The organism is Bradyrhizobium sp. 482_C4_N1_8 (assembly GCF_052075965.1).
Lineage (GTDB): Bacteria > Pseudomonadota > Alphaproteobacteria > Rhizobiales > Xanthobacteraceae > Bradyrhizobium > Bradyrhizobium barranii.
This window is the reverse complement of the sequence record NZ_CP197231.1, coordinates 665,953-678,206: the sequence shown is the minus strand read 5'-3', so window position 1 is coordinate 678,206 and position 12,254 is coordinate 665,953. Positions and strand designations below refer to the sequence as shown.

The 12,254-nt window shown below is 65.1% G+C and carries 12 protein-coding genes; 8 read left to right on the top strand and 4 right to left on the bottom strand.

Annotation, left to right across the window (positions count from 1 at the left end; translation table 11 throughout):
- Positions 1–40 precede the first annotated feature (40 nt).
- Positions 41–1,126 (top strand): peptide chain release factor 1, encoded by a 1,086-nt coding sequence (gene prfA / locus AB7Z56_RS03170; RefSeq protein ID WP_063980569.1) that lies wholly within the window; start codon positions 41–43, stop codon positions 1,124–1,126.
- Between the two features lie 8 nt (positions 1,127–1,134).
- Here the strand turns inward: prfA and AB7Z56_RS03165 are convergent, their stop codons facing one another.
- Both AB7Z56_RS03165 and AB7Z56_RS03160 read right to left on the bottom strand, forming a co-directional pair.
- Complete coding sequence (locus tag AB7Z56_RS03165) at positions 1,135–1,605, bottom strand: MarR family winged helix-turn-helix transcriptional regulator (RefSeq protein WP_063980568.1); 471 nt, start codon at positions 1,603–1,605, stop codon at positions 1,135–1,137.
- A 112-nt stretch (positions 1,606–1,717) separates the two neighbouring features.
- Complete coding sequence (locus tag AB7Z56_RS03160; RefSeq protein ID WP_187387884.1) at positions 1,718–2,347, bottom strand: hypothetical protein; 630 nt, start codon at positions 2,345–2,347, stop codon at positions 1,718–1,720.
- Between the two features lie 251 nt (positions 2,348–2,598).
- Between AB7Z56_RS03160 and AB7Z56_RS03155 the strand changes: the two genes are divergently transcribed.
- The 5 genes from AB7Z56_RS03155 (at position 2,599) to AB7Z56_RS03135 (ending at position 8,556) form a co-directional block, all read left to right on the top strand.
- Positions 2,599–3,933 carry a substrate-binding protein gene (locus AB7Z56_RS03155; RefSeq protein WP_063980567.1) on the top strand — a complete coding sequence of 445 codons (1,335 nt, stop codon included), beginning with the start codon at positions 2,599–2,601 and terminating at the stop codon, positions 3,931–3,933.
- Between the two features lie 99 nt (positions 3,934–4,032).
- A complete protein-coding gene (locus tag AB7Z56_RS03150; protein ID WP_014490434.1) occupies positions 4,033–4,908 on the top strand; it encodes a branched-chain amino acid ABC transporter permease in 876 nt (291 codons plus the stop codon).
- A gap of 11 nt (positions 4,909–4,919) precedes the next feature.
- Positions 4,920–6,764, top strand: coding sequence for a branched-chain amino acid ABC transporter ATP-binding protein/permease (locus AB7Z56_RS03145; protein ID WP_063980566.1), 1,845 nt, complete (start codon positions 4,920–4,922; stop codon positions 6,762–6,764).
- Positions 6,761–7,459: an ABC transporter ATP-binding protein gene (locus AB7Z56_RS03140; RefSeq protein WP_063980565.1), complete on the top strand. Its 699-nt coding sequence runs from the start codon at positions 6,761–6,763 to the stop codon at positions 7,457–7,459. The genes AB7Z56_RS03145 and AB7Z56_RS03140 overlap by 4 nt, the downstream gene beginning before the upstream one ends.
- A gap of 155 nt (positions 7,460–7,614) precedes the next feature.
- Positions 7,615–8,556, top strand: coding sequence for a DUF5996 family protein (locus AB7Z56_RS03135; RefSeq protein ID WP_063980564.1), 942 nt, complete (start codon positions 7,615–7,617; stop codon positions 8,554–8,556).
- A 135-nt stretch (positions 8,557–8,691) separates the two neighbouring features.
- Here the strand turns inward: AB7Z56_RS03135 and AB7Z56_RS03130 are convergent, their stop codons facing one another.
- Positions 8,692–9,117, bottom strand: a complete 426-nt coding sequence (locus AB7Z56_RS03130; protein ID WP_063980563.1) for an HIT family protein — start codon at positions 9,115–9,117, stop codon at positions 8,692–8,694.
- Between the two features lie 90 nt (positions 9,118–9,207).
- Between AB7Z56_RS03130 and prmC the strand changes: the two genes are divergently transcribed.
- Both prmC and AB7Z56_RS03120 read left to right on the top strand, forming a co-directional pair.
- The gene (gene prmC / locus AB7Z56_RS03125; protein ID WP_187387883.1) at positions 9,208–10,104 is read left to right on the top strand and encodes a peptide chain release factor N(5)-glutamine methyltransferase; all 897 of its coding nucleotides are present in this window, start codon (positions 9,208–9,210) and stop codon (positions 10,102–10,104) included.
- A gap of 464 nt (positions 10,105–10,568) precedes the next feature.
- Positions 10,569–11,363 (top strand): DUF4167 domain-containing protein, encoded by a 795-nt coding sequence (locus AB7Z56_RS03120; protein WP_063980561.1) that lies wholly within the window; start codon positions 10,569–10,571, stop codon positions 11,361–11,363.
- Between the two features lie 50 nt (positions 11,364–11,413).
- Here AB7Z56_RS03120 and AB7Z56_RS03115 read toward each other — a convergent pair whose 3' ends face one another.
- Positions 11,414–12,154, bottom strand: a complete 741-nt coding sequence (locus AB7Z56_RS03115) for a class I SAM-dependent methyltransferase (RefSeq protein ID WP_014490441.1) — start codon at positions 12,152–12,154, stop codon at positions 11,414–11,416.
- Positions 12,155–12,254 lie beyond the last annotated feature (100 nt).

The window sequence follows — 12,254 nt, the reverse complement described above, 5'->3', positions numbered from 1 at the left end:
CCCGCCGCCTCGCCCTCTTCCGCCATTTGAGACTGAACCGATGTCGTCACTCCCCGAAGCCAAACTGGACGTCCTGCTCGCGCATCACGCCTCGCTCGAGGCCGAATCGCTCGGCCAGCTCGCCTCCGAACGCTACGTGCAGATCACCCGCGAGCTCGCCGAGCTCACCCCGCTGATCGAGGCGGTGAAGGCGTATCGTTCTGCGGTCAAAGAACTCGCCGACACCGAGGCGCTGATCGCCGATCCCGCGACGGATTCCGAGATGCGCGGCATGGCTGAAGCCGAGCGCGACGAGCTGACGCCTAAAATCGAAGAGCTGGTCCAGAAGATTCGCGTCGCGCTGCTGCCCAAGGACGCCATGGACGACCGCAACGTGGTGCTGGAAATCCGCGCCGGCACCGGCGGCGACGAGGCCTCGCTGTTCGCCGGCGATCTGTTCCGGATGTACGAGCGCTTCGCGGCCTTGCAGGGCTGGAAGGTCGAGGTGATCTCGGCCAGCGAAGGCACCGTCGGCGGCTACAAGGAAATCATCGCGGAGGTGCAGGGCCGCGGCGCGTTCTCGAAGCTGAAATTCGAATCCGGTGTGCACCGGGTGCAGCGCGTGCCGGACACCGAAACGCAGGGACGCATCCACACCTCCGCCGCTACCGTCGCCGTGATGCCGGAGGTCGAGGAGGTCGACGTCGACATCAAGAACGACGATCTGCGGATCGAGACCATGCGGGCGCAGGGCGCCGGCGGCCAGCACGTCAACAAGACCGAATCGGCGATCCGCATCACCCACATCCCGACCGGCATCGTGGTGATGATGCAGGACAGCCGCTCACAGCATAAGAACCGCGCCTCCGCCATGAACATTCTGCGCTCGCGCATCTACGATGCCGAACAGCAGCGCCTCGACGCCGCACGCTCGGCCGAACGCAAGGAGAAGGTCGGCTCCGGCGACCGCAGCGAGCGCATCCGCACCTACAATTTCCCGCAAGGACGCGTCACCGATCATCGCATCAACCTGACGCTCTACAAGCTGCCGCAGGTGATCGCCGGCGAAGCGCTCGGCGAATTGACCGACGCGCTGACCACCGAGCATCAGGCCGCACAGCTCGCCGCGCAAGGCGCAGCCGCCTGAACCGCGCCTCAGCGCGCTTTGGCCCGGAACGATCGCAGGATCCTGGCCAGGGCGGGCGCGGCGGCACCCAGCTCGTCCAGGTGAATGCGCGAGAGCGATCGCAGCTTCTGCTCGCCCTTGGCCGTCAGCCTGACCAGGACGCGTCTTGCGTCCTGCGGATCGGCTTCCCGGCCGATCAGCTTCAGCTTCGCCATGCGATCCACCAGCTCCACCGCGGTATGGTGCCGGATCAGGAGGAAGCGCGCGATGTCGCCGACGCTTGCGCCGTCAGGGGCGGCCAGCCCCTTGATCGCCAGCAGCGCCTGATGCTGCTGCGGCGTCAAGCCGGCACTCTGGGCCGCGGCTTCGCTGAACGCCAGGAAGGTCCGGAGCTGATAGCGGAACTGTGCGAGCGCCGCATAGTCGGCCTCGCGCATCGCGCCGCCCTTTGAGGGCGCCGCGGACGCGGGACGCGTCGTCTTCCGCTTCGATTGAGTCATTCCTGCCTGCGACGTCGAGCCCACCGATGAAGCGGGCGGGCGCTGCCGAGACTAGCAAGGAAGGACCGGCGGAACCAACCGAGCGGCGCCGCGGATGCACAAATATCGGGGGCTATTCGAAACTGGAGAGCAGGATCTTCACCAGGATGACCTGAAACGCGATCGGGATGCGAACGCTCTTTCGCCTGATCGAGCGCTGGAGCGCGCTGGCGATCTCGGCGCTGGTCAAGGCCCCGGCCGACGCATTGGCAATCAACTCCGCCCACATCTGCGACAGCGAGCCGCCGGGCGGTATCACCGGCTTGATGGTCACGCCGCAGCCCTGGGCCCAATCCACGATCTCCCGCATCGTGTGAGGACCGCAGTTGCGCGTGGTCGCAAGGCGCTCGGCCGTCAGCGCGAGCAGCAACTCGCGCGACGGCAGCCAATTCCCCTTCGGCGGCTGTTCGCCGGTGAGCTCCACCGCAAGCTCCTTCAGAACATTCTGCGCGCGCACGCTCAGCTTCTGCATCGGGCCGGGCGCGCGCTTGGCCTGGACCTTGGCCTGGACGGAGCCGACGACGGGTCCGCGCCGGCCGGCTGACCGGCTGCACGGCTCGGACACGCGGGAGGCATCGCCCGACTGCGGCGCCGCGCGCTGGTCGCTGCCCTCCCCCGCGGGCCACGCGGCCTCCGGCCGCTCCGCCTCCTGCGGCCAGGATCGTCGCTTCCGGGCACTCGCCACTGTCGTCTGCCGCGCCATTTCTCTCGCCGAACCCGCCAGCCTCGTACTCACAAAGACTAATATATATCGTGATCCGATATGTTTTCACGTGATAATTTTCGTCGTTCGACCAAAGACGAAATTGACAGAAGGACTTCACGAGCAATGCTTAGGGCCAAGAGCTACACGCGGATGTGACGTGCCCGGCGCAGCAGGCCAGCGAGGCCGGCTGGCGCCGGACAGGTCGTGCTTGCGCCTGCAAACAAGAACGATGTTCGGAGGAAACGACCATGACTGACGATCTCATCCGCCGCGGCCTCTCGCGCCGTGGCCTGCTCCAGACCACAGCTAGCCTCATCGGCGGCTCGATGCTGCCCGCGACGCCGGCCTTTGCCGAGGACAAGCCGGCGATCGGCTCGTATCCCGCCGGCGTTTCGGGTTCCACCGCGTTCATCGGAATCTCGGTCCCGCGCACCGGCACCTATGCCGTGCAGGGCGAGGACGAGCTCAAGGGCTACCAGCTCGCGATCGAGCACATCAACAGCGGCCACGACCTGATCAAGAAGATTTCGCCGAAGACCAGCAAGGGCGTGCTCGGCAAGGAGCTGAAGTTCGGCGTCGCGGATTCCGCGGCCAAGCCGAACGAGGCGGTGCAGGCGCAGCAGCGCTTCATCAGCGAGAACAAGGCGATCATGATCACCGGCGGCACGTCGAGCGCCGTCGCGGTCGCGCTCAACAAGCTCGCGCAGCGCGAACACGTGCTGTTCGTGTGCGGCATTTCCGGCTCGAACGACACCACCGGCAAGGACTGCGTTCGCTACGGCTTCCGCCAGAATTTCTTCGGCCAGACCGCCGCCGCGGCGATCGGCCCGGTGATGGTGAGGGAGTTCGGCAAGAACAAGAAGGCCGCCTACCTGACGCCCGATTACACCTACGGCCACACCGTCACCAAGTCGATGCAGGACTTCCTCGCGACCGCGGGCTGGACGACGGTGACCAACCAGGTCGCACCGCTCGGCGCGCCCGACTACTCCTCATATCTGCTGAACGTCGCGAATTCCGGCGCCGACGTGCTCATCAACGTCAACTGGGGCCACGACGCGGTACTGTCGACCCAGCAGGCCAAGCAGTTCGGCGTGCTCGACAAGATGAAGCTGGTCGTCCCCTACCAGGTGCCCTTCATCGCACGCGAGACCGGCGGCCTGATGCAGGGCGTGTACGCCGCCACCGACTATTGGTGGACGATCGAGGACAAGTTCCCGCTCGCCAAGATGTTCAACGAGGCCTTCGAGAAGAAGTACGGCTACAAGCCCGAATGGGGCGCCGAGAACGCCTATGTCAGCTTCGCGCACTGGGCCCACATGTGCGAGCAGGCCGGCAGCTTCAATCCGCCCGACGTGATCAAGGCCTACGAGAAGGGCGAGACGATCCCCTCCCTGGTCGGCGACGTGCATTACCGCCCCGAGGATCACCAATGCGTCCGCCCGGTGATCATCGTGAAGGGCAAGCAGCAGAAGGACATGAAGAGCAAGGAAGACTGGTACGACGTCGTCGAGATCGTCCCCGGTGAAGGCCTGATGCAGAAGCCGGACGCGTTCGGCTGCCATCCCGGCGATTACAGCTGAGCCCGCGCTAACCCCTGTGACGCCGCGGGCTGCACTCTGGTCCTGCGGCGTCACCTTTTTCTGACGCGCACCATCGCGCGTCACAACGGCGATTGTCGCATGATCAGTTGGCCCAACCTCGTTTCGCAGCTTTTCAACGGGCTCGCGCTCGGCGCCCTGCTCGCGCTGATCAGCTCCGGCCTGACCATCATCTACGGCACGCTCGGCGTGCTCAACCTCGCGCATGGCGCGATGTTCATGATCGGCGGCTATGCCGGCTTCGTCGCCTACCAGTACACGGAGTCCTTCATCATCGCCGTCATCGCGGGCTCGCTGTTCGTGATGCTGCTCGGCGTCGCGATGGAACGCGTCATCATCCGCCATTTCTATCATCGCCCGCACGAGGATCAGCTGCTCGTGACCTTCGGGCTCGGCATCTGTTTCGTCGAGCTCGTGCGCCTGATCTTCTCGAGCCAGTCGCAGCTGGTGCCGCCGCCGGCCCTGTTCCAGGGCATCACCAATCTCGGCTTCATGTTCTATCCGACCTACCGCCTCGCCGTCGTCGGCATCGTCGCGGTCGCCCTCGGCGCACTGTTCATCGTCCTGTACCGGACCCGGCTCGGCATGATCGTGCGCGCCGGCATCGAGGATTCGGTGATGGTCGATTCGCTCGGCATCAACGTCTACCGCGTCTTCATGGTCGTGTTCGGCATCGGCGCGATGGCCGCCGGATTTGCCGGCATCGTCAATGCGCCGGTGGTGTCGCTGACACCGGGCATCGGTGACGACATCCTGGTCCAGACCTTCGTGGTGGTGGTGATCGGCGGCGTCGGCTCGTTTCCGGGCGCGATCCTCGGCGGCCTGATCGCCGGCGAGATCATCAGCGTCACCTCCATGTTCAACCCCGGCTACGCCTATGTGATGCTGTTTGCGGCGATGACGCTCGTGCTCGTGGTGCGACCGCATGGCCTGCTCGGCGTCCAGGGCCGCGAGTAAGCGATTTCCTGATGCTCAAGCAACGCCCGTTCCTGATCGAGACCCTGACCGCGATCGGTTTGATCGCAGCCCCTTTCGTGCTGCCTCATCTCGGCTTCGCCCCGAACACCGTGAACCGGATTCTGGTCTGGGGCCTGTTCGGTCTCGGCTTCGACATCCTGTTCGGATTCACCGGCCTGCTGTCGTTCGGCCAGTCCGCCTTCTACGGCACCGGCGGCTTTGTCGCGGCCTACCTCCTGACCCGCGCGGGCTTCGGCAACGTGCTGGGCGCGCTGATCATCGGCATGATCGCGGCGGCGGCGACCGGCTACCTGATCGGCCTGATCGCGCTGCGCCGCACCGGCATCTATTTCGCCATGATCACGGTGGCGATCGCGGAGGTGTTCTTCTTCGTCGAGTTCAATCCGCTCTCGGATTTCACCGGCGGCGAGAACGGCCTGCCGGGCGTGCCGACACCGAGCTTCAATCTCGGTTTCACCACCATCCACTTCACCAATGGCTGGTCGCTCTATCAGTTCATCGCGCTGTGCTACTTCATCGGCGTCATCATCGCGCTCAGGATCGTCCGCTCGCCGGTCGGCGCCATCTTCAGCGCGATCCGGGACAATCCGCTGCGCGCCACCGCCGTCGGCCACAACATCCACGGCTACAAGTTGACCGCCTTCGTGATCGCTGCGGCCTATGCGGGCTTCGCCGGCGGCCTGCTCGGCGTATTGCAGGCCTTCATGCCGCCTGACGCCTTCACTTTCGACACCTCGGGCCAGCTCGTGATGCAGACCGCCATTGGCGGCCGCGGCACGCTGTTCGGACCGCTGGTCGGCGCAACAGTTTGGCTCTTCCTTCAGGATTTCCTCCAGTCCGCGCTGGGCCTCGGGGCGGCCTGGAAGCTCGTGCTGGGCGTCGTGTTCGTGGTGCTGGTCTGCTTCCTGCGCGGCGGCATTGTGGGCGGCCTCGTCGATCTCTACGGCCTCGTGTCCGGCAAGCGAGCGCGGAAGGCTGCGGAGACGGAGGTGGAGGCCGAGATCGAGACGCCACAGCAAGCTCCGCCTGCACCGATGCAGGCCAGGGAGGTCGCGCATCCCGCCTATTCCGGGCCGATCCTGAAAGCCACCGGCCTGACCAAGCGCTATGGCGGTCTCGTCGCCAACAGCGACATCGATTTCAGCGTCAATCAGGGCGAGCTGCGCGGCATCATCGGGCCCAACGGCGCCGGCAAATCGACCTTCTTCAAGATGCTGACCTGCGAGATCGCGCCGACCTCCGGCCGGATCGTGTTCGAGGGCCGCGACATCACGGGATTGAAGGTCACCGAGGTTTGCCAGCTCGGACTCACCAAGAGCTACCAAGTCAACCAGCTCTTCACGGGCCTCACGGTGCGGCAGAACCTGACGATCGCAGCACTCGCCGAGCTGCGCGGCAAATTTCGGCTCGACCTGTTCCGCAAGCTCTCGGGCGTGAAGGGCCTGACGGAGCAGGTCGAGCACACGCTTGCCCTGGTCAATTTGACCCGCCGCGCCGATACGCCGGTATCCGAGCTCGCCTATGGCGAGAAGCGCCGGCTGGAGATCGGGCTTGCGCTCGCCACCTCGCCGCGCCTGCTGCTGCTCGACGAGCCGCTCGCGGGCATGAGCCCGCGCGAACGGGTCGAGACCGTCAAGCTGCTCAAATCGATCGCGCGCGGGCGCACCATGATCATCATCGACCACGACATGGATTCGCTGTTCGAGCTGGTCGAGCGCGTGACGGTGCTCCAGGAGGGCAAGGTGCTGCTGGACGGCACACCGGAGGAAATCAGGACCAACGCCGCGGTGCAGGAAGCCTATCTCGGCGGCGTTCACGGAGAGATCGCCGCATGAGCCTGATCGAGGTCAACGGCCTGAACAGCTACTACGGGGACTCCCACATCCTGTTCGACGTCGCCATGCGCGTCGAGCGGCACGAGGTGGTGGCGCTGCTCGGGAGGAACGGCGCCGGCAAGAGCACGACGCTCAAGAGCCTGATGGGCGTCGTGACGCCCCGCAGCGGCAGCGTGAAGTTCGACGGCATCGATATCGCCGGACGCAAGAGCCACAGAATCGCGCAGGCCGGCATGCAGCTCGTGCACGAGGAGCGCCGGATCTTCGGCAGCTTGTCGGTGGAGGAGAACATCGTCCTCGCCGGGATCACCGCACCGAAGCGCTGGCCGCTCGAGCGCGTCTACGAGATGTTTCCGCGGCTGAAGGAGCGGCGCAACAACCGCGGCACCGAGCTCTCCGGCGGCGAACAGCAGATGCTCGCGATCGCCCGGGCGCTGGTGCGCGATCCCAAGATCGTGCTGCTGGACGAGCCGTTCGAGGGGCTCGCGCCCGTCATCGTCCACGATCTGGTCAAGGCCTGCCGCGAGCTCGCGGCCGCCGGCCAGACCATCGTGCTGGTCGAGCAGAATCTGGCAGCGACGCTGGCGCTGGCGACGCGGATCTACATCATCAACAACGGCCACATCGTGCACGAGGGACCGGCGCAGGAGCTCAAGGTCCAGCCGGAGCTGCTGCAGCGATACCTTGGCGTCTAGGTCGAGTCCCCCTAAACTCCGGGATATCTGCTTTCGAGGGCGCAGCATGCGGCCTCGCCCCCGGAATGTCGCCTTGGGCCCAAAGCGGACACAGGGTCGCCTTTAGCCGAGGTGAGGTCTTGCCAAGCCGAACCGAACCTGAGGGAGGAGACGCTATGAGCGCGATCTGGCCGGAGATTCCCTTCGAGGCATGGCGCGAAACCTGTTCCGCGCTTCATCTGTATTGCCAGATTGTCGGCAAGTATCGGCTCGCGAGAACGCCGTGGGTCAACCATTCCTGGCACGCGACCTTCTACGTGAATGCACGCGGGCTCACGACTTCGCTGATTCCAGACGCATCAGGTATCGAGATCGTCTTCGATCTCTCCCGTCACGTCCTGATCGGAGAAGCAGCTGATGGGCGCAGGGCGGAAATGCCGCTCGGGCGAATGTCCGTCGCCGAATTTCACGCCCGGTTCTGTGATTTGGTAGAACATCTCGGCGGAACACCAGAATTTGACGGTCGGCCCAGTGAGGTCCCGGATCCGATCCCGTTCACGGAGGACCGCCAGATCAGGCCCTATGACGCAGACGCCGTGACGCGGTTCTTCCGCGCCCTCGTCGCGATCAGCGGAGTGTTCTATCGGTTTCGGACGGGATTCATCGGGAAAGTCAGTCCGGTCCATCTCTTCTGGGGCAGCTTCGATCTCGCGGTGACGCGCTTCTCTGGGCGTTCCGCTCCGCTTCACCCGGGTGGCGTCCCGGGTTTGCCGGACGTCGTGACACGCGAGGCCTATAGCGATGAGGTCTCGTCCGCCGGCTTTTGGCCGGGCGGAGGTGGCACAGACTTTGCGGCTTTCTACTCCTATGCCTACCCCACCCCGAATGGCTTTGCTGACGGACAGGTCATGCCGGCGGGCGCATACTTCGATCGGAAGCTCGGCGAATATCTCCTGCCCTACGACCTTGTGCGAAAATCCAGCGAGCCAGAGGCCACGCTCATGGCGTTTCTGCAAACCACCTATCAGGCAGCAGCTGATGTCGGACGCTGGGATCGTGCCGCGCTCGAATGTCCGATTGGCTCTCCCCTTCGACCCCGCCCGCTGAACAGGAACTGATGAAGGTTCGATGAAAGATCGCTGGCTCGCAGTTTCGGTGGAGCGAAGCTGCGCCAGTCGATTTCGAGTTTGTCTCGATGATGGGTTTCGCAACAGCTCTACCCGTCCTACGGTCTTGCTGCAGCGCTATCTCGATCAACTGCCAAGCGCCGCAATCATCCGCTTGGCGTGAGCCGCGAGCACGGCCATGTCTTCCTTGCGCGTCTGCGCCGGCAGCAGCTCGATTCCGGCCCTGACCGGCATGACGTGCATGTGCAGGTGGAAGACCACCTGCCCGCTCGCCGGTTCACTGAACTGCTGCAGGATGATACCCTCGGCGTCGAACGCCTTCATCGCTGCAATCGCGATCCGTTTGCCGGTTCGGGCGACCGCGGCGAGATCGTCATCCGCGATGTCGAGGATGCCACGCGCCGGCGCCCGGGGGATGACCAGCGTGTGTCCGGGCGAGCGCGGCATGATGTCGAGGAAGGCGAGGCTGCGGTCGTCGCTGAAAACCTCGAAGCAGGGAATCTCGCCGCGCAGGATCTTTGCGAAGACGTTCTGATCGTCGTAAGCCGCCATGGATCCCTCGCTGGCTGCGAGATGCGATCAGACGCGCTCCTTTCCGTTGACGCAAGCAATGCCGCCGATCTATCCACGATACCAGGCAGGATGGCTCCATTGGCGACAGGTTTCGATTCCGGACACAGCATCGAGAGTGCGCGGCGCGCGCTTGCGGCGCGGCTGCAATCGGCCGGCATCGAAGAGCCCGCCCTCGACGCGCGCCTGCTCGTCGGAGCCGCGCTGAGGCTTGATTTGACCGGCATCGTCACGCAGGCGGCGCGCCAGCTCACGCCCGAAGAGGCCGCGCGGCTCGAAGCCTATGCGCAGCGCCGGCTCGCGCATGAGCCGGTCGCCCGCATTCTCGGCGCGCGCGAATTCTGGGGCCTGCCGTTCCAACTGTCCGAAGCGACGCTGGTGCCGCGGCCGGACACCGAGACCGTGGTCGAACTGGCACTGGAAATCTTTCGGGAGGCCGCGATATCGGGGCAGCGCCCGCGAATCGCGGATATCGGCACTGGATCCGGCGCGATCCTGCTCGCGCTGCTGCACGAAATTCCCGATGCCTTCGGTGTCGGAACCGATCTCAGCCTCTCCGCGCTCGACACCGCGCGGAGCAATGCCGCAGCACTGGGCCTCGCCGATCGTTCCGGCTTCGTCGCCTGCTCCTATGCGGCGGCGCTGCGCGGCCCGTTCGATCTCATCGTGTCGAATCCGCCCTATATTCCCTCAGGGGAAATTCCGAAACTGAGCCTCGATGTGCGCGAGCACGATCCGCATCTGGCGCTCGACGGCGGCAATGACGGCTATGACGCCTACCGCGCCCTGATCCCGCAGGCGGCCGAGCGGCTCGCCCCCGGCGGGGCGTTGATCGTCGAGGCGGGGCAAGGGCAGGCCCGCGATATTGAAACCTTGATGACGGCCGCCGCGTTGTCTGTGGACAGGCCGCCCAAGGCCGATTTGGCGGGCATCCCGCGGGCGGTTTCGGCCCGAAAAATGCCCCCATAAAAGCCGGATTGGGTTGCAAAAAACCTCTTGGAATATCCCTTGGGAACGACTACGTTCCGGTCAACACATCGGTGCCGGCCCCGTAGACCTACGGGCAAAAGCCGGGCTCTCGGGCGAGAGCTTTACTGATTTAAAGGTTCCAAGCCGCAGGTCCTGTTGAGCGCGATGGCCATTGGAGCTGCGCTGCTCTCCGACCGCAAAGTGAACGAAAGCCTGATATTGCGCTTGAAGACTTACGCAACAAAGCTGGGCTTGTTTCGGCAGGCGATATGAATGGGTTCGCTGGCAATGGATGCTGGCGGGTGGGGAACGCGTCTTTGTTGAACGCGACGGTCGACGGACATCGGCAGGGTTCAAGCCGCTCTTGCGCGCGGTGCGCATGAGAGATGTGAACCGCTGTCATCAGGTCACTCCGAGCAATCAGTAATGCGTGCAACCTTTAGGGCTGGAATTAAAGGCAGGACATGAGAAACGGTCAGAACAAGCAGCGGATGCGCAACCGCAATAACAATAATAATAACAACAACAACAACCGGCGCGGCCAGAACCCGATGACCCGGGTTTACGAATCGAACGGACCCGACATCAAGATCCGCGGCACGGCTTCGCACATCGCCGAAAAATATCTTCAGCTCGCGCGCGATGCGCGCTCTTCCGGCGACCCGGTCGCCGCCGAGAACTACTACCAGCACGCCGAGCATTATTTCCGCCTGATCGCGGCAGCCCAGGAACAGTTCCGCCAGAACCAGCAGCCGCGCGGCGACGAGCCCGTCAGCAACAGCGGCGACGACAGCGAGGACGACGGCGAGAATTTCTCGAATTTCGGCCAGGAGCCGGGCTTCGTCCCGCAGCCGCCGCAGCAGCAACAGCCCTTCATGCGCGACCGCGACGGCCAGCGCGATCACCAGCGTGATCATCAGCCGCGTGACGGCCAGCAGCCCTATCAGCGCGACAACCAGCAGCCCCGCGAACATCGCGAACGCGACCATCGTGCGCAGCCGCAATATCAGCCGCAGCCGCTGCCGCTGAACCAGCCGCAGCCCGTCGTTGCCGACGCCGGCAGCGTCGATCGCCTGCCCTCCTTCATCACCGGCGCACAGCCGCAAGTGAATAGTGCCGCGAATGGCGGTCAGGGCGGCCTGGAAGGCGGCGGTGGCGGCGAACGCTTTCCGCGGCGGCGCCGCCGGCCGCACGGCCCGCGCCCCGAGCGCGAGGCGGCTCCGGCCGGCTCCAGCGACGAAGTCGCCTCCGGCGAGTAAGCTTCTTCTGATCTGCAATCGTCCCGGCCTCGCGCCGGGACGATTTGTTTTCAAGTGCGCGTCACCGTCGAGGACGGCACCAGCACCGGCTTCAACGAGGGAATCAGCCGCGCGCGCTCGCGCTTGGCGGGGATCGCGCGATAGACCTGCTTGGTCGCCTCGACAATGTGCACGCCGGCAAAGGGCAGCGACAGCGCCGCGCCCGCACGCTCCCACACCTGCGCCGATTTCAGCACCCAGCCGCCGGCATAGGGCGGCATGAACAGCGCCTCGCCCCAGGCGGTCGGCGTGAACCAGGTCTGGCGCAACAGGTCGGTGATCTGCGAGCGCGAATAGGGCCGGCCGTGACCGAACGGCGTGCTGTCGGTGCGGGTCCATACCCCGCGCCGGTTCGGGATCACCGCGATCACGCGGCCGGAGGGCGACAGCACCCGCCACACCTCGCGCAAGAGCGCGGCCGGATCGTCCGACATCTCCAGCGCATGAATTAGCAGGATCCGGTCGACCGCGGCGTCAGGAAGCGGCAGCGAGAATTCATCGACCAGCGAGGCCAGCGCCGGCCGGCCCGTCGGCCATTTCAAGACGCCCTGCGCCGACGGCATGAAGGCGATGCAGCGCTCCGCGTCCTCGCGGAACAGGCCGAGATAAGGGGTGGGATAGCCGATGCCGAGCACACGCTGGCCCGCGGCGGTCGGCCAGCGCTCCCTGATGCCGCGATTGATCATTTGCCGCGCCACAATCCCGAGGCGACGGGAGTAGAACTCGCGGAGGTCGACGACATCAATGGTCATGACGGCAATGTAACATGCACGAGGCGGCTCCCGCGCCCGGAATATTGCATTGCCTGCGCAACGTTAACGCCATATTTGTCTGCGGGGCTGAGCGCGATGG

What these genes read in the sequence shown, in the direction of transcription:
- AB7Z56_RS03160 (WP_187387884.1), bottom strand. Translation starts at nt 2,347, where the DNA reads ATGGCGCGGCAGACGACAGTGGCGAGTGCCCGGAAGCGACGATCCTGG.
- AB7Z56_RS03150 (WP_014490434.1), top strand. Translation starts at nt 4,033, where the DNA reads ATGATCAGTTGGCCCAACCTCGTTTCGCAGCTTTTCAACGGGCTCGCG.
- AB7Z56_RS03140 (WP_063980565.1), top strand. Translation starts at nt 6,761, where the DNA reads ATGAGCCTGATCGAGGTCAACGGCCTGAACAGCTACTACGGGGACTCC.
- AB7Z56_RS03130 (WP_063980563.1), bottom strand. Translation starts at nt 9,117, where the DNA reads ATGGCGGCTTACGACGATCAGAACGTCTTCGCAAAGATCCTGCGCGGC.
- AB7Z56_RS03155 (WP_063980567.1), top strand. Translation starts at nt 2,599, where the DNA reads ATGACTGACGATCTCATCCGCCGCGGCCTCTCGCGCCGTGGCCTGCTC.
- prmC (WP_187387883.1), top strand. Translation starts at nt 9,208, where the DNA reads ATGGCTCCATTGGCGACAGGTTTCGATTCCGGACACAGCATCGAGAGT.
- AB7Z56_RS03120 (WP_063980561.1), top strand. Translation starts at nt 10,569, where the DNA reads ATGAGAAACGGTCAGAACAAGCAGCGGATGCGCAACCGCAATAACAAT.
- AB7Z56_RS03165 (WP_063980568.1), bottom strand. Translation starts at nt 1,605, where the DNA reads ATGACTCAATCGAAGCGGAAGACGACGCGTCCCGCGTCCGCGGCGCCC.
- AB7Z56_RS03145 (WP_063980566.1), top strand. Translation starts at nt 4,920, where the DNA reads ATGCTCAAGCAACGCCCGTTCCTGATCGAGACCCTGACCGCGATCGGT.
- prfA (WP_063980569.1), top strand. Translation starts at nt 41, where the DNA reads ATGTCGTCACTCCCCGAAGCCAAACTGGACGTCCTGCTCGCGCATCAC.
- AB7Z56_RS03135 (WP_063980564.1), top strand. Translation starts at nt 7,615, where the DNA reads ATGAGCGCGATCTGGCCGGAGATTCCCTTCGAGGCATGGCGCGAAACC.
- AB7Z56_RS03115 (WP_014490441.1), bottom strand. Translation starts at nt 12,154, where the DNA reads ATGACCATTGATGTCGTCGACCTCCGCGAGTTCTACTCCCGTCGCCTC.